Annotated in this window: 16 protein-coding genes and 2 rRNA genes; 8 read left to right on the forward strand and 10 right to left on the reverse strand. The window is 70.2% G+C overall.

The window, feature by feature from the left end; all coding sequences use genetic code 11:
- Nucleotides 1-178: 178 nt before the first annotated feature.
- The 3 genes from rrf to NMK34_RS29675 form a co-directional block, all read right to left on the reverse strand.
- Nucleotides 179-295: ribosomal RNA gene (gene rrf, locus NMK34_RS29665) — 5S ribosomal RNA — on the reverse strand.
- A gap of 77 nt (nucleotides 296-372) precedes the next feature.
- A 23S ribosomal RNA gene (locus tag NMK34_RS29670) occupies nucleotides 373-3,481 on the reverse strand.
- Nucleotides 3,482-4,180: 699 nt separating this feature from the next.
- Complete coding sequence (locus tag NMK34_RS29675; protein ID WP_318336071.1) at nucleotides 4,181-4,444, reverse strand: SCO4848 family membrane protein; 264 nt, start codon at nucleotides 4,442-4,444, stop codon at nucleotides 4,181-4,183.
- A 122-nt stretch (nucleotides 4,445-4,566) separates the two neighbouring features.
- Here NMK34_RS29675 and NMK34_RS29680 point away from each other — a divergent pair, with 122 nt between their 5' ends.
- The 7 genes from NMK34_RS29680 to NMK34_RS29710 all read left to right on the forward strand — a co-directional run bounded on the left by NMK34_RS29680 (nucleotide 4,567) and on the right by NMK34_RS29710 (nucleotide 13,127).
- Nucleotides 4,567-5,007: a PRC-barrel domain-containing protein gene (locus NMK34_RS29680; RefSeq protein WP_318336072.1), complete on the forward strand. Its 441-nt coding sequence runs from the start codon at nucleotides 4,567-4,569 to the stop codon at nucleotides 5,005-5,007.
- A 273-nt stretch (nucleotides 5,008-5,280) separates the two neighbouring features.
- On the forward strand, nucleotides 5,281-6,339 hold the full coding sequence (gene trpS, locus NMK34_RS29685) for a tryptophan--tRNA ligase (RefSeq protein ID WP_318336073.1): 1,059 nt from the start codon (nucleotides 5,281-5,283) through the stop codon (nucleotides 6,337-6,339).
- Nucleotides 6,340-6,610: 271 nt separating this feature from the next.
- Nucleotides 6,611-8,329: an arginine--tRNA ligase gene (gene argS / locus NMK34_RS29690; RefSeq protein ID WP_318336074.1), complete on the forward strand. Its 1,719-nt coding sequence runs from the start codon at nucleotides 6,611-6,613 to the stop codon at nucleotides 8,327-8,329.
- Between the two features lie 149 nt (nucleotides 8,330-8,478).
- Nucleotides 8,479-9,819 (forward strand): MATE family efflux transporter, encoded by a 1,341-nt coding sequence (locus tag NMK34_RS29695; RefSeq protein ID WP_318336075.1) that lies wholly within the window; start codon nucleotides 8,479-8,481, stop codon nucleotides 9,817-9,819.
- A 47-nt stretch (nucleotides 9,820-9,866) separates the two neighbouring features.
- Nucleotides 9,867-11,042, forward strand: a complete 1,176-nt coding sequence (locus tag NMK34_RS29700; protein WP_318336076.1) for a hypothetical protein — start codon at nucleotides 9,867-9,869, stop codon at nucleotides 11,040-11,042.
- Complete coding sequence (locus NMK34_RS29705) at nucleotides 11,017-11,706, forward strand: hypothetical protein (RefSeq protein ID WP_318336077.1); 690 nt, start codon at nucleotides 11,017-11,019, stop codon at nucleotides 11,704-11,706. Before NMK34_RS29700 ends, NMK34_RS29705 begins: the two co-directional genes overlap by 26 nt.
- Nucleotides 11,694-13,127, forward strand: a complete 1,434-nt coding sequence (locus tag NMK34_RS29710; RefSeq protein WP_318336078.1) for a condensation domain-containing protein — start codon at nucleotides 11,694-11,696, stop codon at nucleotides 13,125-13,127. The genes NMK34_RS29705 and NMK34_RS29710 overlap by 13 nt, the downstream gene beginning before the upstream one ends.
- 52 nt (nucleotides 13,128-13,179) lie before the next feature.
- Here the strand turns inward: NMK34_RS29710 and NMK34_RS29715 are convergent, their stop codons facing one another.
- The 3 genes from NMK34_RS29715 to NMK34_RS29725 all read right to left on the reverse strand — a co-directional run bounded on the left by NMK34_RS29715 (nucleotide 13,180) and on the right by NMK34_RS29725 (nucleotide 17,244).
- Nucleotides 13,180-15,240, reverse strand: coding sequence for an MMPL family transporter (locus NMK34_RS29715; RefSeq protein ID WP_318336079.1), 2,061 nt, complete (start codon nucleotides 15,238-15,240; stop codon nucleotides 13,180-13,182).
- Between the two features lie 158 nt (nucleotides 15,241-15,398).
- A complete protein-coding gene (locus tag NMK34_RS29720; RefSeq protein ID WP_030504405.1) occupies nucleotides 15,399-16,064 on the reverse strand; it encodes a response regulator in 666 nt (221 codons plus the stop codon).
- Between the two features lie 28 nt (nucleotides 16,065-16,092).
- Complete coding sequence (locus tag NMK34_RS29725) at nucleotides 16,093-17,244, reverse strand: sensor histidine kinase (RefSeq protein WP_318336080.1); 1,152 nt, start codon at nucleotides 17,242-17,244, stop codon at nucleotides 16,093-16,095.
- A 169-nt stretch (nucleotides 17,245-17,413) separates the two neighbouring features.
- On the opposite strand from NMK34_RS29725, the gene NMK34_RS29730 reads away from it, so the two are divergent.
- The gene (locus NMK34_RS29730) at nucleotides 17,414-18,493 is read left to right on the forward strand and encodes an inositol-3-phosphate synthase (protein WP_318336081.1); all 1,080 of its coding nucleotides are present in this window, start codon (nucleotides 17,414-17,416) and stop codon (nucleotides 18,491-18,493) included.
- A 48-nt stretch (nucleotides 18,494-18,541) separates the two neighbouring features.
- Here the strand turns inward: NMK34_RS29730 and NMK34_RS29735 are convergent, their stop codons facing one another.
- Genes NMK34_RS29735 through NMK34_RS29750 form a run of 4 tightly spaced genes read right to left on the reverse strand, consistent with a single transcriptional unit; the run spans nucleotide 18,542 to nucleotide 21,855 of the window.
- Complete coding sequence (locus NMK34_RS29735; protein WP_318336082.1) at nucleotides 18,542-19,225, reverse strand: 4'-phosphopantetheinyl transferase family protein; 684 nt, start codon at nucleotides 19,223-19,225, stop codon at nucleotides 18,542-18,544.
- On the reverse strand, nucleotides 19,218-20,375 hold the full coding sequence (locus NMK34_RS29740; RefSeq protein ID WP_318336083.1) for an acyl-CoA dehydrogenase family protein: 1,158 nt from the start codon (nucleotides 20,373-20,375) through the stop codon (nucleotides 19,218-19,220). The genes NMK34_RS29735 and NMK34_RS29740 overlap by 8 nt, the downstream gene beginning before the upstream one ends.
- The gene (locus tag NMK34_RS29745) at nucleotides 20,372-21,025 is read right to left on the reverse strand and encodes a hypothetical protein (protein ID WP_318336084.1); all 654 of its coding nucleotides are present in this window, start codon (nucleotides 21,023-21,025) and stop codon (nucleotides 20,372-20,374) included. The genes NMK34_RS29740 and NMK34_RS29745 overlap by 4 nt, the downstream gene beginning before the upstream one ends.
- Nucleotides 21,022-21,855 carry a hypothetical protein gene (locus tag NMK34_RS29750; RefSeq protein WP_318336085.1) on the reverse strand — a complete coding sequence of 278 codons (834 nt, stop codon included), beginning with the start codon at nucleotides 21,853-21,855 and terminating at the stop codon, nucleotides 21,022-21,024. Before NMK34_RS29750 ends, NMK34_RS29745 begins: the two co-directional genes overlap by 4 nt.
- Nucleotides 21,856-21,858 lie beyond the last annotated feature (3 nt).

Genomic DNA, 21,858 nt, shown 5'->3' on the forward strand with positions numbered 1-21,858 from the left:
GACCCGATCACGGTCCCGGCGTACGGCACGTCACGTTTCGCGCCACCGAGCCGGCGGGCGGACGTGCGTCGACGGTCCCGGCTCGACGGTACGAGACGGAGGCGGCCCGGCGTGGTGATTCCGGGGGAGAACGCAATTCAGGGCCACCCCGGTAGGGGTGGCCCTGAATTGAAAGATTGTCCGGCGGTGTCCTACTCTCCCACACCCTCCCGAGTGCAGTACCATCGGCGCTGGAGGGCTTAGCTTCCGGGTTCGGAATGTTACCGGGCGTTTCCCCTCCGCCATGACCGCCGTAACTCTATGAACATGTCAACCAACCCACTGGTGGGTGATCGTTTGTTCAGAGTTGCACAGTGGACGCGTAGCAGCTTGGTAGTCAAGTCCTCGGCCTATTAGTACCGGTCAACTGAACCCGTTACCGGGCTTACATTTCCGGCCTATCAACCCAGTCGTCTAGCTGGGGGCCTTACCCCACAAAGTGGGTGGGATACCTCATCTTGAAGCGAGCTTCCCGCTTAGATGCTTTCAGCGGTTATCCCTTCCGAACGTAGCTAACCAGCCGTGCCCCTGGCGGGACAACTGGCACACCAGAGGTTCGTCCGTCCCGGTCCTCTCGTACTAGGGACAGCCCTTCTCAAGTATCCTACGCGCACGGCGGATAGGGACCGAACTGTCTCACGACGTTCTAAACCCAGCTCGCGTACCGCTTTAATGGGCGAACAGCCCAACCCTTGGGACCTGCTACAGCCCCAGGATGCGACGAGCCGACATCGAGGTGCCAAACCATCCCGTCGATATGGACTCTTGGGGAAGATCAGCCTGTTATCCCCGGGGTACCTTTTATCCGTTGAGCGACACCGCTTCCACATGCCAGTGCCGGATCACTAGTCCCGACTTTCGTCCCTGCTCGACCTGTCAGTCTCACAGTCAAGCTCCCTTGTGCACTTGCACTCAACACCTGATTGCCAACCAGGCTGAGGGAACCTTTGGGCGCCTCCGTTACCCTTTAGGAGGCAACCGCCCCAGTTAAACTACCCACCAGACACTGTCCCTGAACCGGATAACGGTCCGAAGTTAGATACCCAAATCAACCAGAGTGGTATTTCAAGATTGCCTCCACCCATACTGGCGTATGGACTTCACCGGCTCCCACCTATCCTACACAAGCTAATTCAGATACCAATGTCAAGCTATAGTAAAGGTCCCGGGGTCTTTCCGTCCTGCCGCGCGTAACGAGCATCTTTACTCGTAATGCAATTTCGCCGGGCCTGTGGTTGAGACAGTGGGGAAGTCGTTACGCCATTCGTGCAGGTCGGAACTTACCCGACAAGGAATTTCGCTACCTTAGGATGGTTATAGTTACCACCGCCGTTTACTGGCGCTTAAGTTCTCCGCTTCGCTCGTGAGAGCTAACAGGTCCCCTTAACGTTCCAGCACCGGGCAGGCGTCAGTCCATATACATCGAATTACTTCTTCGCATGGACCTGTGTTTTTAGTAAACAGTCGCTTCCCCCTGCTCTCTGCGGCCATACAACGCTCCACCCGCGCGGGGCTTCACGTCTCCGGCCCCCCTTCTCCCTAAGTTACGGGGGCAATTTGCCGAGTTCCTTAACCACAGTTCGCCCGATCGCCTCGGTATTCTCTACCTGACCACCTGTGTCGGTTTGGGGTACGGGCCGCTAAGAACTCGCTAGAGGCTTTTCTCGGCAGCATAGGATCACTGACTTCACCTGAATCGGCTCGGCATCACGTCTCAGCCCATGTGGCGTGCGGATTTGCCTACACGCCGGCCTACACGCTTACCCCGGCACAACCACCGGCCGGGCTCAGCTACCTTCCTGCGTCACCCCATCGCTTGACTACTACCCGCCAGGTTCCCACGCTCCCCACCATTGGTCCGAAGACCGCCGGCAGTTCGGGTGGTTAGCACAACGAGGTTCGTCAGGGTCGCTCTTTCGCGGGTACGGGAATATCAACCCGTTGTCCATCGACTACGCCTCTCGGCCTCGCCTTAGGTCCCGACTCACCCAGGGCGGATTAGCCTGGCCCTGGAACCCTTGGTCATCCGGCGGAAGGGTTTCTCACCCTTCTTTCGCTACTCATGCCTGCATTCTCACTCGTGCCGCGTCCACAACTGGGTCACCCCGCTGCTTCACCCCCGGCACGACGCTCCCCTACCCATCCACACACCTGCATACCCCATCAAGGAGGCACGAAGTTAATATGTGAATGCCACAGCTTCGGCGGTGTGCTTGAGCCCCGCTACATTGTCGGCGCGGAACCACTTGACCAGTGAGCTATTACGCACTCTTTAAAGGGTGGCTGCTTCTAAGCCAACCTCCTGGTTGTCTATGCGACCCCACATCCTTTTCCACTTAGCACACGCTTAGGGGCCTTAGCTGGTGATCTGGGCTGTTTCCCTCTCGACTACGAAGCTTATCCCCCGCAGTCTCACTGCCGCGCTCTCACTTACCGGCATTCGGAGTTTGGCTGATTTCGGTAAGCTTGTGGGCCCCCTAGACCATCCAGTGCTCTACCTCCGGCAAGAAACACGCGACGCTGCACCTAAATGCATTTCGGGGAGAACCAGCTATCACGGAGTTTGATTGGCCTTTCACCCCTAACCACAGGTCATCCCCCAACTTTTCAACGTTGGTGGGTTCGGCCCTCCACGCGGTCTTACCCGCGCTTCAGCCTGCCCATGGCTAGATCACTCCGCTTCGGGTCTAGAGCATGCGACTGAAAACGCCCTATTCAGACTCGCTTTCGCTACGGCTCCCCCACACGGGTTAACCTCGCCACATGCCACTAACTCGCAGGCTCATTCTTCAAAAGGCACGCCGTCACCCCGCAAGGCTCCGACGGATTGTAGGCGAACGGTTTCAGGTACTATTTCACTCCCCTCCCGGGGTACTTTTCACCATTCCCTCACGGTACTCGTCCGCTATCGGTCACCAGGAAGTATTTAGGCTTACCAGGTGGTCCTGGCAGATTCACGGCAGATTTCAGGAGTCCGCCGCTACTCGGGAACACCCACAGAAGACCAGCAACTTTCACCTACCGGACTATCACCGTCTACGGTCAGCCATTCCAGACTGTTCGACTAGCCACTAGCTTTGTAACTCCTCGAGTGCGTGTCAGCACACTCAGCGGGGTCCCACAACCCCGACGACGCAACCCCTGACAGGTATCACACGCCGCCGGTTTAGCCTCAATCCGCTTTCGCTCGCCACTACTCACGGAATCACTATTTGTTTTCTCTTCCTACGGGTACTGAGATGTTTCACTTCCCCGCGTTCCCCCCACACACCCTATGTGTTCAGGTGCGGGTGACATCACATGACTGATGCCGGGTTTCCCCATTCGGACACCCTGGGATCACAGCTCGGTTGACAGCTCCCCCAGGCCTATCGCGGCCTCCCACGTCCTTCATCGGCTCCTGGTGCCAAGGCATCCACCGTTCGCCCTTGACAACTTGACCACAAAGATGCTCGCGTCCACTGTGCAATTCTCAACAAACAACCAACCCACAACCCACAGCCCCACKCCATGTGGCCCGCGCGTAAGGAAGGGCCCCCTATTAACGCCTCCAAACCAAAAGGCCTGACCAATCCGGGGTATAAAACAATTGGCACTGGCTTTACAAGCACCCTGTTGAGTTCTCAAAGAACAACCACACACCAACCAGAAGCCCCACAACCGTGGAACCCCAGCCGGGGCATTTCGTTCAACCACCCGCCGCTCTCGCGCCGGGCACTTTTACTACGTTACCTCACCGTCTCTGCCGTGTCAAACCGTGTGTCCCGGTCTGTCATGCTTCGTACGGGTCGGCGCCGCTGAGCACGCGCAGCAGTCACCCACTGCGATGATCATCGGATTTGGCAGGCCGGCCGCTGCGGTTTCCCGCTAGCTCGCCCGGTGCCCTGCCGGTCGACAACCTTACCCGGTCGGTTCCGCTCCGCCAAATCCGCCCTGCGGCGTTTCGGCGGGCCTCGCCCGGACCGTGTCCTCGCAAGACCTCAGTCTCGGTCGGACCCGGTACCAGCGCTGTTCGGTACTCCCGGGCTTTCGTCCCGTTTGCCCCGTTCCGCGCTGGCAGAGAGAAAGTTACGCGTCTGCGGGTTTGAACGTCAAATCGAGGGGTAGCGGCGCGCGTCACACCCGTCCGCAGCGCTCACGATCAAGGAGTTCGCGGGCGGCGGGCGGCGAGGGCGGCGCGGTAGGCGCGGATGCCCAGGACGCCCACAGTCGTGCCGATGGCCAGGGACGCCGCGATCAGCAGGGCGTGCACCCAGAGGAAGCTCGTCGGGCTGCCCTCGCCGACGACGCCGGCCGACCAGGCGCGCTCGTCGTTCCAGATGGCGACCGCGAACCTCGGCCAGATCGCCCACGTCCAGACTCCGACGGCGACCAGGAACAGCGACCAACCACGTGACAGGACCATGGTCGGCCAGTATGCCAGCGCGCCGTCCGCCCAGGTCAGGCCAGCGGTCGGCGCGGCAGGCGTTTCCGTTCCCGCCGCTGGGGCACTGATTCCGCCGAGCCGATTCGACGGAGGTGCCACCAATGCAGCCGTTCAACCCGTGGACGTGGCGGGATCCGTCCGCCCTGGCCGGTGGGTACGACCAGACCCGGCCCGGGGACGTGCCGGAACAGCGCACCGGCGAGGCGGACGACGGCCCGGACGCCCCCGGCCCGGGTACGCCGATCGACCTCACCGGCTACCGGGTGGAGGCGACGGACGGCCGGATCGGCTCCATCGACGAGACGAGCGAGGACGCGGACGCGCGGTACCTGGTGGTGGACACCGGTCCGTGGATCTTCGGCAAGAAGGTGCTGCTGCCGGCCGGCACGGTGGCGCAGGTCGATCACCTGGACCGCGTCGTCCACGTGGACCGCACCCGGGAGCAGGTGAAGGAGTCGCCGGCGTTCGACGCGGACCACTTCGCGCACCCGGAGTACCGGGAGCAGGTCGGCAGCTACTACACGGAGAGCTATCGACAGTAGTAAGCGTGGCAGGAGGCAGCGGCGCAGGCCGGTGAGCGGTTACCGTGTCAGTCATGGTCCGGTCGCGCAGCTGCCTCCCGGAGACCCGTAGCGGTCTCCGGGGCCACGCTGTCGACGGCCGGGAGCAGATCCTCGACGTACTCCGTGCCGGCGGACTCCGTTTCCGCGCCGGCGGGCGATGGCGGCGCTCGTTCTGACGAGCCCGCTCCACCGACCTGGGTGACACCCGGGTCGCGTCTCCCCGTCATCGAACGGCACGAAAGGCGTACGACCATGTCCTCTGCACGCATGCTCACCGGCGACCGCCCGACCGGCCGGCTGCACCTCGGCCACTACGTGGGCAGCATCGCCAACCGGGTGCGGTTGCACCAGCGCTACGAGAGCTTCTTCATCATCGCGGACCTGCACATGCTCACCACGCGCAACAGCCGCGCGGACATCGAGCAGGTCGCGCACAACGCCCGCGAGATGGTCACCGACATCCTGGCTGCCGGGGTGGAGCCGGAACGGGCGACGTTCTACCTCCAGTCGGCGATCCCCGAGGTCGGCGACCTGAACACGCTGTTCCAGAACCTCATCACGGTGCCCCGGCTGGAACGGGTGCCGTCGCTGAAGGAGATGACCCGGGACGCCGGCAAGGACGAGATGCCGTACGGCCTGCTCGGCTACCCGGTCCTCCAGGCCGCCGACATCCTCTGCGTCAAGGGGCAGGTCGTGCCGGTCGGGAAGGACAACGCCGCGCACGTCGAGGTGACGCGGGAGATCGCCCGGCGGTTCAACCACCTCTACGGCGAGGTCTTCCCGGTACCCGACATGATCATGTCGGAGACGCCCACGCTGGTGGGGACCGACGGCGCCGGGAAGATGAGCAAGAGCAAGGGGAACGCGATCGCGCTCTCCGACGACGCGGCGACGGTGCGCCGCAAGGTGATGGGGATGTACACCGACCCGAACCGGGTCCGCGCCGACGTGCCCGGCACGGTCGAGGGGAACCCGGTCTTCGAGTACCACGACATCTTCAACCCGGACCGGGCGCGGGTGGCGGACTTCAAGGCCCGCTACCGGGCCGGCCGGGTCGGTGACGTCGAGGTGAAGGAGGCGCTGGCGACCGCGCTCAACCGGTTCCTGGACCCGATCCGGGAGCGCCGGGCCCGCTTCGAGGCGCAGCCCGGCCTGGTCGACGAGCTGATCGTCACCGGCACCGAACGGACCCGCGAGCAGGTGCGCCGCACGCTCGTCGAGGTCCGCCGGGCGATGGGCCTGAGCAGCGCGTACACCCAGGTGCGGCGCCGGGCCGAGCGCTACCGCAAGGCCGTCGCCACCTCGGCCTGACGACGAGCCGGTCCGGGGTACGCGCTTGCGCCGACCCCGGACCGGCCGGTTACGCTGCCGACATGGCCAGCTCGCACGCGTACCCGATGACGTCCTCCGACGTCCGGCTCGGCGCGCTGCGACGCCGGCGGTCCCGCGACCGCCTGCGCTGAGCCTTCCCCTCCTGCGACCGGCGGATCGAGCCGCCGGTCGTCATCGATCGCCCTCGCTCCGCCGTCGCGTTCCCGTCAGGTGATCCGCGCGGCGGATCCACAGCGAGATCGGCGTACTCATGAATCTTGAAAGGTTGCTCACCGACCGGCTGGCGCCGGCGTTCGCGGCGGTCGCCGGCGTGCCGGTGGACCCGGCCGTGCGGCGCTCGCAGCACGCGGACTTCCAGTCCGACGCGGCGCTGGGCCTGGCCCGGCGGCTCGGCCGTCCGCCGCGGGACATCGCCGCGGAGGTACGGGAGCGCGCGGGGCTGGCCGACGTCTGCACGGCAGTCGAGGTGTCCGGTCCGGGTTTCCTGAACCTCACGGTGGCCGGGCACGCGCTCGGCGGAATGGTCTCCGCGCTGGCCGCCGACCCGCGGCTCGGCGTGCCCGTGGTGGCCGAGCCGGAGACGGTGGTGGTCGACTACTCGGGGCCGAACGTGGCGAAGGAGATGCACGTCGGACACCTGCGGTCGACGGTGATCGGGGACGCGGCGGCACGAACGTTGGAGTGGCTCGGGCACCGGGTGCTGCGCGCCAACCACCTCGGCGACTGGGGCACACCGTTCGGCATGTTGATCGAGCACCTGCTCGACCTGGGCGGGGCCGGCGCGGCGCAGGAGCTGTCCATGGGTGACCTGGACGGGTTCTACAAGGCGGCGCGGGTGAAGTTCGACGACGACGAGGCGTTCCGGGAGCGGTCGCGGCAGCGGGTGGTGGCGTTGCAGGGCGGTGACCCGGCGACGCTGCGGCTGTGGCGGCTGCTGGTGACGCAGTCGGAGAGCTACTTCCTGACCGTGTACGACCTGCTCGACGTGACGCTGACCGGCGACGACTTCCGGGGCGAGAGCAGCTACCACGACCAGCTCGCGCCGACCGTTGACGAGCTGGACCGGCTCGGGCTGCTGCGGCGCAGCGACGGCGCGGACTGCGTGTTCCCGCCCGGTTCCGTGGGCCGGGACGGCGAGCCGTTGCCGCTGATCGTGCGCAAGTCCGACGGCGGGTACGGCTACCCGGCCACCGACCTGGCCGCGCTGCGGCACCGGACCGGCACGCTCGGCGCGACCCGGCTGCTCTACGTGGTCGGGCTGCCGCAGCGGCGGCACTTCGAGATGGTGTTCGCGGTCGGCGCGCAGGCCGGCTGGCTGGCCGCGCCGGCACGGGCCGAGCACGTCGGGTTCGGCTCGATCCTCGGCCCGGACGGGCGGATGCTGCGCAGCCGGGCCGGCGGGTCGGTGAAGCTGGTCGGGCTGCTCACCGAGGCGGTGGAACGGGCCACCGCGCTGGCCCGGAAACGCAATCCGGAGCTCGGCGAGGCGGAGGCCGCCGCTGTGGGGCGCGCGGTGGGCATCGGCGCGATCAAGTACGCCGACCTGTCCGGCGACCGGCACAAGGACTACGTGCTGGACTGGGAGCGGATGCTGTCGCTGGACGGGAACACGGCGCCGTACCTCCAGTACGCGTACTCCCGGGTCCGGTCGATCTTCCGGCGGGCCGGCGCGGCGGCGCGGCCGGACGCGGACGTCTCGCTCGCCGAGCCGGCCGAGCGGGCGCTCGCCATCGAGCTGGTCGGCTTCGCCGCGGTGGTCGATGAGGTGGCCGGCACCCTGGAGTTCCACCGGCTGACCGCCTACCTGCACCGGCTGGCGGTCGCGTTCAGCGCGTTCTACGAACGCTGCCCGGTGCTGCGGGCCGAGGGTCCGCTACGGGACAGCCGGCTGGTGTTGTGCGAGCTGACCGGGCGGGTCCTGCGGCAGGGCCTGGACCTGCTCGGCATCCGTACCCCGGAACGGTTGTAGGCCGACCGGACACCTCCTGGGCATAGCCCTTTGGGCAGCTTGTGGGCCTGATTCGCGCGTATCTATGGTCGGTGCGTCTCCGCGAGCCCGACATGGGGGTGGGTCATGCCCGAACGTCCGACTACCGGCTCGGCGGCGGTGGCACCGTCGTGAGCACCACCGAAGCACCGACCACGATCGTCTGGGACGGCGCCGCCCGGATCCGCCGCCTCGCCGCCACGATCGCACTCGGCGAGACGGCCGGTGTCCTGGTGCCGGTGGTGGTGATCGCGCTGATGGCCCGGATCAGCGTCGAGGCGATGTACGTGCGCTCCCTCTACGTGCCGTTGGCGCTGCTCTTCGCCGCCCTCCAGGTGGGCTTCGACGTGAGCAACCAGGTCTCCGCGTCGGTGAGCCGCGGCGCCGGCCGGGCCAGGGACGTCCTCCCGGTCGCCGCCAGCATGGCCCGCGTCGGCGTGGCCGTCTGGGGCACCGTCAGCCTCGTACTGATCCTGGCGGCACCCTGGCTGGCGGCGCTGCTGAACGTCCCGGACGCGTCGGTGGGGGAATTCGTCGCCTTCACCCGCTGGGCCTGCCTGGCCAACCTGATCTTCTTCCCGACCGTGCTGCTCTCGTCGAGCCTGCGCGGTTACGGCCGGCCGGGCTCCGCGGCGGCCGTGGTGCTGACCGGCGCGGTCCTGGAGGTGGGCGGCGTCGCGGTCCTGGGCTTCGGCACCGACCTCGGCGTGTACGCGCTTCCCGTCGCGATCGCGATCGGCGGCGTGGCCGCGCTGACCGTCGGCATGGTGCAGGTGTACCGCTGCGGACTCTGGACGGCGAGCGGGCCGCTGACCTGGCGGCCGGAGGCGATCGGGCGACTGACCGGTACCGGGCTGCCGGTCACCGTGTCGTTCGTGGTGATGGCCGTGGCGAACGCGGGCCTGCTGTGGGCGCTCAGCCCGTTCGGGCCGGACGTGGTGTCCGGATACTCGGCGGCCGGCGCGCTGCAGAACCTGCTCATCGTGCCCGCCTCGGCGCTCGGTTCGGCGACCGCGATCGTGCTCAACCAGCTGCGGGGCGCGGGGCGGCCCGGCGAAGGGCCGGCGGTGTTCGCGGCCGGACTGCGCCTGACCGCCGCCGTGTACGCGGTGCTCGCGGCCGCGATCTGGTTGGGCCGGGAGCCCCTGGCCGCGCTGCTGGCAGGTGACCCGGCTGTCGCGTCGGAGACCGCACGGTTCCTGGGGATCGTCGGCCTGACCTACATCGGTCTGGGCCTGAACGTGATGACGCTGCTCCTTCTCGAACAGGTCGGCGGGGGCCTGATCGCGCTGCTGCTGAACGTGCCGTACTTCGGGGGCATGGTCGTCGTCGGCAGCGCGCTGGCCCGGACCCAGCAGGATCCGTCGGCCCTCTACTGGACGATCGCGGTGCTCAACGCCTGCGGCATGCTGCTCGTCCCGCTGCTCACGTGGCGGCACGTCCGCCGGACCAGCCGGGCGGACGCCCGGTGAACCGCCCCGAGTGGCGGGCGCGGGACGTTCGCCTGAGCGTCACGATCATGCACCATCCGGCTCGCGACGTCGCCCTGGACGTGCTCGTCGAGGCGTGCCGCCCGCTGGAGGCGCGCATCGTGCACGACCCGGACCCCGACGCCGCGCGCAGCCCGTTGCGGACCGCGAAGGTCGCCTGGGCCTCGATCGCCGAGGGCGCCACGCACCACCTCGTCCTACAGGACGACGCCCGGGTCTGCGACGACTTCGCCGCGCACGTGCTGGCCGCCATCGCGTGCCGCCCGGCACACGGCATCGCCCTCTACACCGACTGGAGCAGCCCGCAGAACAGCTTCCTGTGCCGGCTGGCCGCGGTCGCCGGGTCGCCGTGGGCGGCGCTGTCCCCGATGGAGTGGATCCCGGCGCTGGCGTTCCTGCTGCCGGCCGACGTGGCCGCGGACCTGGCCGCCTACCTGGCGCCGATCCCCGACGAGGTCACCGACGACGACCAGATGATCGCCCGATACTGCCGGGAACGCGGGGTGCCGATGCTGGCGACGGTGCCGCACCTGGTCGACAACCGCGGGCTGCCGACCCTGATCGCCGGGCACGGCGGCCGGCACCATGCCACCGTGTGGGCGCCGCCGGTGCCGTCCGGCACGCACTGGGAACTCGACCCCCGGATCGACGCGACCCTGGCGTCGCGGTCCCGCTACCAGTCCCACGACGAGTACGTCGTGCAGGTCAAGGACTCGCGCTGCCTGATCCGGCTGCTCCGGCCGCACACCGGTGAGCCCGGCGGCAACGAGTTCTGCTGGTACTGGGCGGACTGGTGCGACCTGCTCGGGATCGGCGCGGAGGAGGTGACGACCGCGCTGGCCGCGTACCTGGACAGCCGGCCGGGGCCGCGACCGCAGGCGCGGGCCGCCCTGGAGATCTGGGCCGCCGGCTACCTGCTCGGGCTGGAGGCCGCCGCGGTACGCCGTGACCTGCCCGTCCCACTCGGCCCCGCCCACCCCGCCCGGATCCGTTCGGCCGTGTCGACCTGGGTGGACTCCGGCCTGACCGCCCCGGACGGCACGGCCCTCGGCGCCGCCGGCCGGGCCGCGCTCATCGACCTCGGCGTGGCCGCTGTCGCTCTCGGCCTGCACCGCCGGAGCCCTGACACCTTCGTCACGGCCGGCGTTCCGGCCGACGCCAGTGGAGAGGACATCCGACATGACCACGCCTGCCACGACTCCTGACCCGGCCCTGGGCACCGTGGTCGAACGGATGGCGCTCCGCGAGGTGGCGGCGCACTTCCTCGTTCCGGCCGATCAGCCGCCGGGGGTGATCCGCCCGCCCGCACCCCCGATGGCGGTCCGGATCATGACCTGCCCGGACTGCGGCGCCGACGCGGTCACCTTCCGGGACGCGGGCGTCGCGTTGCCCTTCGCGGAGTGGCGGATCGTCGCCGCGGACGACCTCGACACCGGCGGCCTGCCCACGCTGACAGTGCTCGGCTGCGAGTGGTTCGCGCCGCGCGCGATGCTGCCGGTGGCGATCGCGATCGAGCGGTTCGGCCCGGTGTCGGCGACCGGCTTCCGCAGCCGCGCGGTGGCCGTCACCGAGCTGCGTGGCCTGCCGTTCGACGCCGTCCTGGCCGCCCTCGACGAGCAGGAGAGCTGGGCCGACGCCGTGTGCGCCGGCAGCGGCCTGCCGCCGGGGCCGGCGCGGACCGTACCGGCCGCCAGCCGGCTGGTCAGCCCGGCGGCCACCTGGACCGCCTTCCGCGCCTCGGTCACCGCCCGGTTCCTCGGCCCGCACGCGTCCGACGCCGGGCCGGGCCGATGGAACGAGCGGTACCTGGAGAACCGCCGGGACGCGGCGGTCCACACGCTGGACGGATACGCATCGTGCCCGGCCTGACCGCCGAGGTGCGCTGGCAGCCGGCCCACTTCACCGGTTCGCGGGCGATCGTCGAGCACCTGACGTGGGGTCAGGTGCTCGTGGAGCGCGACATCCGGCGGATGCCGCCGGGCACCGCCTACAACGTCACCGTGCCCGTGCTGATCCCCGAGGGCGTGGACCTGGCCATGGTGTGCGCCGCTGTGGGCGCGCTGGCCGGCCGATTCGAGGCACTGCGTACGCGGTTCCCGCGACGGGACGGCCGGCTGGTCCAGGAGGTGCTGGACAGCGGCAGCATCCCGGTCGGGGTCTTCTCCGGCGACGGTCCGGCCGAGCGGTTCACAGCGACCGCCCGGGAACTGGACGAGCAACTCCAGGCGACACCGTTCGACCACGATCGGGATCTGCCGATGCGCGTCCTGGTCTGCGTGCACCGGGGTGTGCCACGGGCTCTGGTGCTCTGCATCGCTCATCTGGCCGCCGATCTGCAGAGCAGCCGCCTGGCGGCACGGGTGCTGGCCGAGATGCTGGCCTGCCGGGCGGCGGGGCGCCCCGATCCGGCGACTCCGGAACTGGTTCATCCCGCCGACCTCGCCGCCTTCGAGCGTTCCCCCCGGGGCCGTACGGTCAGCGCCGCCGCCGTGGCCCACCTGCGCCGGCAACTGAACGCGGTCCCGCTCGACAACTTCGCCGCGCTCCGGCCGGTGGCACCGGCCGAACCCCGGTTCTGGCGCGGTGTCCTGGACTCGCCGATCTCGGCGCCGGTGCTGGGGCTGCTCGCCGACCGGTACCGCACCAGCACCGCCACCGTCGCGCTCGCGGTGACCGCCGCCCTGCTGGGCGTGGTCGCCGAGACCGACCGGTGCGGATTGCTGCTGGTCGTCGGAAACCGCACCACCACCGCACAGCGGGCCTCGATCGGCACGCTGACGCAGCACATGCCGGCCGTCGTCGACCTGACCGGGCCGGCCTTCTCCGACCTGGTCCGGCACTGTTGGGGCACTGCCGTGCGGGCCTTCCGGCACGGCCGCTTCGATCCGGTGGACGGGTGGGCGGCGCTGGCCGAGGTGATCCGGGAACGCGGCACCGAGCCGGAGATCCGATGCTTCTTCAACGACATGCGCGGCGCACCGGAGACGCCGCCCGTCACCGCACCGCTCGACAGTGACGTGGTGCGGCGGGTCCTGGCCGAGCCGAGCTTCCGGTGGACCGAGCGCCGGCCGGCCGGCAGCTCGTTCTTCATGGAGGTCGGCGACGTGCTCGACACCCCCGGGCACCTGCGCTGGACGCTGCTCGCGGACACCACCCTGCTGCCCCCCGACCTCATCCGTGCGGTCCTGGCCGGAGTGGACCGGCTGCTGGTGCGGCTGCTCGACACCGATCTGCTCCTCTCCGAGGTGGGCGAGGCCGCCGGTCTGCGCGGCGTGGTGGCCCCGCACTGAACGATCCGATCGACCGGGGCGGGGCAGCGGGGGTCTGCCCCGCCCCGGTCTCTCAGCCCTGGGCGGTGGCCGTCAGCTCCGGCTGCGCGTCGCCGGCGTCCGGAGCGGAGGGGACCGGCGGCCGGCCACCCAGGAAGCGAGGCGCCCACCACGCGGCGCGTCCGAGAATCGCCATCGTCGCCGGGACCAGCAGCATCCGGACGATCACCGCGTCGATCAGGACGGCCAGCACCAGACCCAGGCCGACCTCCTTGATCGGGGCGAAGCCCCCGGTCATGAAACCGGCGAAGGTGACCGCGAGGAGCAGGGCGGCAGCGGTCACGATGCCGCCGCTTCGCTGCAGGCCCTCCCGCACCGCCTGGTCCGGGGCCGCGCCGGCGAATCGGCGCTCACGGATCCGGGACAGGACGAAGACCTCGTAGTCGGTGGAGAGCCCGAACGCGATCGCCGCGACGACCACCGGCACGGTCAGGTCGATGCCGTCGAGCCGCTCACCGCCGAGCAGGCCGACCAGGTGCCCCTCCTGGAACACCCAGACCACCACACCGAGTGCGGCGAACAGGCTGAGCAGGTTGGTGAGCACGGCCTTCAGCGGGATCAGCACCGACCGGGTGAACGCCAGCAGCAGGACGAACGTCGCCAGCAGGACGATGCCGCCGGCGATCGGGAGGCGGTCGCGCAGCTCCTGCTGGTAGTCGACCAGACGGGCCGCGTCGCCGGTGACCTGCACCGTGAAGGGTGCGTCCAGGTCACGGATGTCGCGTACCGCCCGGGCGGTGTCCGGATCGCTCGTCGGGTTCTCCGGGGTGGCCTGCAGAACGGCCAGCCCGCCGCCGCTGCGACCCGGGTTCACCACCGAGACACCGGGCACCGCGGCGACCCGCTGCCGGAACTCGGCCAGGTCGGGATCGTCCGCCGAGGTCCGGGCGACGATCGTGATCGCGCTCGGGCCGGCGAGTGCCGGGAAGTGCTCGCGCAGTTCCTCGGTGAGCTGGCGGGTGGCACTGTCGGCCGGCAGTGACTTCGGGTTACTGGTGTCCAGCCGCAGGTTGGTCGCGGACAGGCCGGCCACGAGCAGGCCGACGAGCACCACCAGCAGCGTGAGCACCGGCATCTTCTGCACCCCACGGGCGACCGCGGCGAACGACCGGCCGCGCTCCTTCCGGGCCCGGACCGGCTTGATCCGGTTACGCAGCAGCTGGAGCAGCGCGGGAAGCAGGGTGATCGCGGCGAGCATGTCGATCAGCACCACGGCGGCGCCGGCCACGCCGATCGACCGCAGGAACGGATCGGCGAAGACCACCAGGCTGGCCAGGCTGACCGCGATGGTAAGGCCGGAGAAGACGATGGTCCGCCCGGCGCGTTCGGAGGCCCGCACGAGCGCCTCCTCCGCGTCCTCGGTCAGCGCCCGTTCCTCCCGGAACCGGCTGACCATGAGCAGCGCGTAGTCGACGCCGAGACCGATGGCGAGCATCGTGGTGACCTGGATCGAATAGATCGACACATCGGTGAAGAAGCTCATCACCAGCAGCGTGGTGAAGGTTCCGCCGACACCGACGAGGGCGATCAGCAGCGGCAGCCCGGCCGCGATCAGCGACATGAAGACCAGCAGCAACAGGAGCAGCAGCAACGGCGCGGAGACGATCTCGGCCCGCCTGGTGTCCGAGGTGGCCTGGTCGTTGAACTCGCGGTCGGTGAGCGGGCCGCCGGAGACCACAGCCGTCGTACCGTCGATCCCGGTCAGCTGCGTCCGTACCTTGTCGGCCAGCAGGTCGCCCTGGTGCGCCAGTTCCACGTTCACCAGGACCGCCGCGCCGTCGGTGGCGACCGGAGCCTGGGGACCGAACGGGTCGGTCACGGCCAGCACGCCGTCGACGGCGCGCAGCTCGGTGAGCGCGGCGGAGACCTTCGTACGGAACGCGGGGTCGGTGACCGAGCCGCCGGAGATGACCGCGTTGATCACCGGTGGCGCGAGCTTGGCGTCACCGAGCGCCTGCGCGCCCTGCTGCGACTCGCTGCCGGCGATGGCGCCGACGCTTGTCGTCATCCGGGCGAAGACGCCGTTTCCGACAGTGAAGCCGGCCGCTGCGATCACCAGCCAGATGACGAGCACGACGGCAGGACGCCGGCGAGCGAAACGCGTAACGGCACGGATCATCACACAGCTCCTCAGGACGGAAAGACCGATGTGATCTCATCCTGGTGAAGCGGGCCCTCCGGCAGATCGCCGCCGAGAGCCAAATCCGGTCTCACCCGAGCGAGGGAGAGCGCTCAGTCGAGATCCTCACCGGGACTGATCAGCCCGGCCTCGTAGGAGAAGACCACCGCCTGCACCCGGTCCCGCAGGCCCAGCTTGGCCAGCACGTTGCTGACGTGGGTCTTGACGGTGTGGTCGCTCACCGTCAGCCGGGCGGCGATCTCGGCGTTGGAGAGCCCACGAGCGACCAGGCACAGGATCTCCCGTTCCCGCCCGGTCAGCTCGTCCAGCCGGGCCGGCGGGCGGATCGCGCCCTGGGGCCGTCGCAGCAGGTCGGCGATCACCCGCCGGGTCACCGTCGGGGCGAGCAGCGCCTCGCCCTTGGCGATGACCCGTACCGCCTCGACCAGCTCGGCCCGGCGCATGGTCTTGAGCAGGAAACCGTTCGCGCCGGCCCGCAACGCGTCGTGCACGTGCTCGTCGACGTCGAACGTGGTGAGGATGAGCACCCGCGCGTCGGTGGTGGCGCAGATCCGGCGGGTGGCCTCGATGCCGTCGATCGGGCCCTCCATCCGGATGTCCATGACCACCACGTCCGGCTTCTTCTCGGCCACCACCCGCAGGGCCTCCAGGCCGTCCGCCGCCTCGCCCACCACAGTCAGGTCCGGCTCCGCGTCGAGGATCATGGCGAAGCCACCTCGGACCAGATCCTGGTCGTCGACGACCACGATGCGCACCATGGGGCGCCACCCCTCGATTCGTAGCAGCTCACTCGGTGGGCAGGACGGCGCGCACAGTGAAGCCGCCGCCGTCGGGACCTGATCCGACGCACAGCTCACCACCGCAGGCGGTGACCCGCTCCCGCATGCCCATCATTCCGTATCCGCCGCCGACATCCACCGCACCGATGCCGTCGTCGGTCACCGTGACCCGGATTTCGAGCGGGTTGAACTCGATCAGCACGTCCACCATCGACGCCCGCGCGTGCCGGATGGTGTTCGTCAGCGCCTCCTGCACCACCCGGAAGACCGTGGCGTCCACATCGGCGGGCAGGGGCCGCTGCTGCCCGCGCCAGCGCAGCGCCGCCTCCAGGCCGCCCCGGCGCGCCTCGCCGAGCAGTCGCGGTACGTCACCCACCCCCGGGACCGGGGCCGGCGGCTCCTCGCCCTCCGCCGAGCGCAGCGCGGCCAGCGACCGCCGGAGCTGGGCGATGGCGGACCGGCCGCTCTCGGCGATCACCTCGAAGGTCTTCTCGGCCCGAGCCGGGTCGCTGCGGGCCACCACCGGCCCGGCCTCCGCCTGGACCACCATGATCGCGACGGTGTGCGCCACGATGTCGTGCACCTCGCGGGCGATCCGGTTGCGGTCGCGCGCGGCGGCTGCGGCTCGTTCCTCCTCCTGGCGGGCGGCGCGTTCCTCGAGCACCGCGATCCGGTCGCCGCGTCCGCGGGAGGCGATCCCCATGCTGTACGCCGCCACGTACGCCATCCCGACGTACCCGAAGGTGGCGGCGTTCTCGCCCGGGACCACGAGTGAGACGACCACGCCCACGGCCTGCACCCCGATCGCGACCTGCCGCCAGGGGGACGGGCTCAGCGACGCGAACGTGTACGTCGCGACGAGCGGCCCGAACGGCAGCGGCGGCATCTGGTGCGAGAGCCCGAGGACGCTGATCGCCAGGCCCACCGTCACCGTGGTGAGCAGTGGAGCCCGCCGGCGCCAGATCAGCGGTAGCGACGCGCCGGCGGCCACCAGGATGTGCCAGACCTCGCCGTCCTCGGAGAACGTCACCGGCAGGGCGGTGCCGACGAACACGGCCACCGCGATCAGCCCGTCCAGCCAGAGCGTGGCGTTTCGGGGCAGCCGCGCGGGTCGTGCCCGCGTCCGGACGGTGGCCGGAAGAGGCATGGACAACGGCACGATCGGCTCCTCAACGCGCGGCGGTCCCCAGTATGCGGCCCCGGCGGCCGTCCGGGGCGTACGCACGCGCTCGGACCGCCGTCGATGTCCTGTTCAGGACATCGAGGTGGAGACCGGGACGAGCGGATCGGTTGAATCGAGTTCTGCCGCAGAGAGAAGGAGGCACCACGTGGGCGCAGTCCGCGTCGCCATAGCCGGGGTCGGCAACTGTGCCGCGTCGCTGGTGCAAGGCGTCGAGTACTACCGGGACGCGAGGACGACCGACACCGTTCCCGGCCTCATGCACGTCGCCTTCGGCGACTACCACGTCGGCGACATCGATTTCGTCGCCGCTTTCGACGTGGACGCGAAGAAGGTGGGCCGGGACCTGTCCGAGGCCATCGTCGCGAGTGGCAACAACACCATCAAGATCTGCGACGTGCCCCCGTCCGGGGTCGTCGTGCGGCGTGGCCCGACGCTCGACGGTCTCGGCGAGTACTACCGGGAGATGATCGAGGAGTCCGACGAGCAGGCCGTCGACGTGGTTCGCGCACTGCGCGACTCCGGGGCCGACGTCCTCGTGTCGTACCTGCCGGTGGGCTCGGAGGAGGCCGACCGGTTCTACGCCCGGTGCGCGCTGGAGGCGGGCGTGGGGTTCGTCAACGCGCTGCCGGTGTTCATCGCCTCGGACCCGGTGTGGGCGGCCCGGTTCACCGAGGCCGGCGTGCCGATCATCGGCGACGACATCAAGTCGCAGGTGGGCGCCACCATCACCCACCGGGTGCTGGCGAAGCTCTTCGAGGACCGCGGGGTCCGGCTGGAGCGCACCTACCAGCTGAACTTCGGCGGCAACATGGACTTCATGAACATGCTGGAGCGTCGCCGGCTGGCGTCGAAGAAGCTGTCCAAGACCCGGGCCGTCACCTCGCAGGTGCCTCACGAGATGGCCGCCGGCGACGTGCACATCGGCCCCAGCGACTACGTGCCGTTCCTGGAGGACCGCAAGTACGCCCTGGTCCGCCTGGAAGGGCGGGCGTTCGGCGACGTGCCGCTGCAACTGGAGTACAAGCTCGAACTCTGGGACTCGCCCAACTCGGCCGGCGTGATCATCGACGCGGTCCGGGCGACCCGGATCGCCATGGACCGGGGGATCGGCGGACCCATCCTCTCCGCCTCCTCGTACTTCATGAAGTCGCCGCCCGAGCAGTACGACGACGCCGCCGCCCGGGACGCCGTCGAGCGCTTCATCCGCGGTGAGGTCGAACGCTGACCGGCAGGTGACGGGGGAGCCGGAGTCCGGCTCCCCCGTCGTCGTCCGTCACGGTCCCCGCCTCAGATCGCCCCGGAACTCGTGGTGGTGGCAGACCGCGGGATCCGCTCCGGCCAGCGCCACGGCACCGCGGAAGGCCCCGTGGTCGGGCAGGTCCCGCAGGAAGTAGGCGCCGGGCAGCCGGCCGGACGGATCTCGGACCACCGCACCGCTCGCCGCGCCGGGGACCGGCAGCCGCAGCCCGAGCGCCAGGCGCGCGCCGGCGGCCTTGACGCACGCCTCCTTGCGGGTCCACAACCGCAGGTACGCGGCGTAGGCCCCGGTACCGGCGGCCGCCACCAGCGCGGCCTCCGCGGGGGTGAAGAAGCGTGCGGCCATCCGCCGCGGATCCAGCCCGGGCCGGGGGCGGTCCAGGTCCACGCCGACCTCACGGCCGGCGAGCGCGATCACCGCCCGTTCCCCGGCGTGCGCGAGGCTGAAATGCAGCGAGCCGCCCGGCAGGTACGGCCGCCCGAGCGGCTCGCGGCGCAGCGGCAGCGCGGTGGGCCGCAGGTCCAGCCGCCCGGCGAGGATCCCGTTCAGGGCGGCGTGCGCCGCGACGAAGCGCCGGCGCCCGTCCGGATCGCCGATGTCCGCAGCACGCCGCAGTTCGGCCGCGCCGAGCCAGCGGGCGGCGTCGACGTCGCGGTCCAGGTGGACGGTCCAGACGTCGACGCCGCCCGGCTCAGTCACGGTCGAGTTTGCCCTGGACGAGGCCCTGGAAGGTGTTGAGTCGCTGGATGTTGCCGGTGCCTTCCATGAATTCGACGCCCCGGGCGTCGCGGATCAGCTTGTCCAGCATCGGCTGCGTGAGCCGCGCGCCGGGGCCGAAGTACTCCAGCGCCTCCAGCGTCACCTCCTCGGCCAGCCGGGCCGCCCGGGCCTTCGCCGCCGAGGCCAGGTGGCCGTTGGCGGGCTGGGCGTCCACGATCGAGGCGGCCCGCCAGATGAGCTGCCGTACGCCGTCGATCCGCCGGCCGGTCCGCTCCCAGCGCAGCCGGTCGGCCTTGGACAGCGAACCGCGCTGCTCGGTGACGTAGTCGTGCGCGGACCGGGCGATGCCCAGTGCGATCGCCGCCACGCCCGGCCGGAGACGGTTGAACATCTGCACGCCGCTCCACACGCCGCGCCGGGTGGGGCTGAGGTGGCGGCCGAGCACCCGGTCCTCCGGGACCGGCACGCCGTCCAGGGTGATCGCGCTGAGCTGGGCACCGCGCAGGCCGATCGTCGGGATCGGCTCGGCCTTGAAGCCGGGCGCGCCGGCCTCGACGAGCACCGCGGTGGCGCCGAGCGGACCGGGCCGGTCCCGGGCGAAGACGACGCCGACCTGGGCCCGGGCGCCGTTGCCGATGTAGCGCTTGGCGCCCCGCAGCAGCAGGCCGCCCTCGCCGTCGGGGTCCAGTCTCGTACCCATCGCGCCTGCGTCCGAGCCGTGGTCGGGCTCGGTCAGCGCGAAGAAGGTCCACGTCGGCGCGGCCAGCAGCCGGCCGTAGAACCACTCCTTCTGGTCCCGGTCGGCGAGCAGGTCGACGAGCACCCCGGACAGCGAGGCGCCGGGGGACGCGAGCATCATGCCGGCGTCCCCGGCGGCGATCTCCTCGGCGAACACCACCCGCTCCATCGCCGTCATGCCGTCGAACCGGTACCCGCCGATGAGCGTCCGGTCCGGCAGCCACGGCGCCGGGATGAGCATGGTGGACAGATGCCGTACGGCCGGGTTGTCCAGGCACCGGTACACGGTGTCCGGGTCACGGTCCAGTTCCAGTGCCGTCGAGCGCAGGTCGCGCGCCCAGTCCCGGGCGTGCGCCCGGGCGGCGGTGAGCCGGTCGTCCAGTTCGATCACGGCGTCCACTCCTCTCCACCGATCCAGGCGTCGGCCAGCAACTCCGAGGCGTCGACCACAGCGCCCGGTCCGTCCGCGGTGAACCCGCTGGCTCCGAGCAGGCGCAGCAGCATCCGGTCGGCAGTGGTGATCTGCCGATGCAGCCAGGCCAGGGATCCGGCCGGTGGCGGCGTACCGGTGAGCCGGACCTTGATCTCGATCTGCTCGGTGACGGCGTCCGCCAGAGCACCCTTGATCATCTGTTGCAGCAGCAGCGGGGTGTCGCCGACGCGGCGGTCACCGAGGTGGGCGACTGTCACGTCGAGCAGGGCCTCGGAGAGCCCGAGCCGAAGCCCGGCCAGCGCGGCCAGCCAGTCCGGCCAGGGCGCCGGCGCGCCGGCCGGCCCGGGTGCGCCCCGGTAGCGGACGGCCGCCAGCCGGCCGTCCGGCGTCTCGACAGTGCCGAGCCGCTCCACGGCGGCCGGGTCCAGGGCGGCGACGGTGTCCCCGGTCCAGACCCGGCCGGCGTCGTGCAGCGCCGGCTCGGGCAGCACGCAGCACCCGGTCGGGCCGCACGGCAGAACCCGGTCCGCCAGCGTGGCGTGCATCGCGGTGAGCGTGGCGGTGAGCCCGCCGGTCCGGGCGCCGCGGCGGGCCTCCTCGGCGATCACGACCGCACCTCCGGGTCCGAGCCGGCGAAGACCGCCACGCAGAGGGTGCCCGAGACCGGGTCGTGGTCCGCCACCGCGATCGGCCCGGCGGTGCCCGCCCGTTGACGGGCGAACTCGGCCCAGACACCGGCAGCACCCAGCCCGGGCGCCGCAACCGCCTGGCCGCACGCGGTCAGGCCGGGACCGGTGATCAGGACGGCGTCCGCCGGCACCAGCTCGTCGAGCAGCGTCCCGGCTGCCGCCGGCGACACGTCCGGGCGCTGGTGCACCGTGGTCCCGTCCGAGCCGGCCGGTTCGAGCAGCACCGCCACCCCGACGTCGTGGCCGGGAACCGGATACCGGGGCCCGACCACCTCGTACGGGATCGTCGTCTGTTCCAGGATCAGCAGCAACGCCCGGCAGCCGGGGAAGTCGCCGGAGTAGGTTCCGAGCAGCCGCAGGGCGGTGAACGTCGCCGCCGGTCCCTGGTCGGACACCGCGAAGGCGAGCGGGTCGCCCTGCACCAGCTCGTTGAGGTAGCAGGCGGTGACCCGGCGCGGGTCGCCGTCCGGAGTGGAGTGCGCGATGGCGATCAGATCCACCGGCACCGCGAGGTCGAGGCCGCGCACCAGGCGGTCCGCCATCCCGGTGAACGAGTTCCGGGCTGCCGCCGCGTGCCGATCCCGGTCGAAGCGACGACCGTACAGCTCGGTCATGTCCGACAGGTATTCCTCGAGCAACGGATCGCCCCGGTACGGCTCCGGATCGGGGTCGAACCGGCGGGCGATCACCTGAGTCGGCCGGAGCCGGCCGGTACGGACCGACGCGGCCGGGGCGATGGACAGGAACATCGG

Origin of the sequence: Micromonospora sp. BRA006-A, from assembly GCF_033433935.1 — a bacterium.
Taxonomy (GTDB): Bacteria; Actinomycetota; Actinomycetes; order Mycobacteriales; family Micromonosporaceae; genus Micromonospora; species Micromonospora aurantiaca.

Coding starts and splice junctions, on each gene's coding strand:
- NMK34_RS29675 (WP_318336071.1), bottom strand. CDS start 4,444: ATGGTCCTGTCACGTGGTTGGTCGCTGTTCCTGGTCGCCGTCGGAGTC.
- NMK34_RS29680 (WP_318336072.1), top strand. CDS start 4,567: ATGCAGCCGTTCAACCCGTGGACGTGGCGGGATCCGTCCGCCCTGGCC.
- trpS (WP_318336073.1), top strand. CDS start 5,281: ATGTCCTCTGCACGCATGCTCACCGGCGACCGCCCGACCGGCCGGCTG.
- argS (WP_318336074.1), top strand. CDS start 6,611: ATGAATCTTGAAAGGTTGCTCACCGACCGGCTGGCGCCGGCGTTCGCG.
- NMK34_RS29700 (WP_318336076.1), top strand. CDS start 9,867: ATGCACCATCCGGCTCGCGACGTCGCCCTGGACGTGCTCGTCGAGGCG.
- NMK34_RS29705 (WP_318336077.1), top strand. CDS start 11,017: ATGACCACGCCTGCCACGACTCCTGACCCGGCCCTGGGCACCGTGGTC.
- NMK34_RS29720 (WP_030504405.1), bottom strand. CDS start 16,064: ATGGTGCGCATCGTGGTCGTCGACGACCAGGATCTGGTCCGAGGTGGC.
- NMK34_RS29750 (WP_318336085.1), bottom strand. CDS start 21,855: ATGTTCCTGTCCATCGCCCCGGCCGCGTCGGTCCGTACCGGCCGGCTC.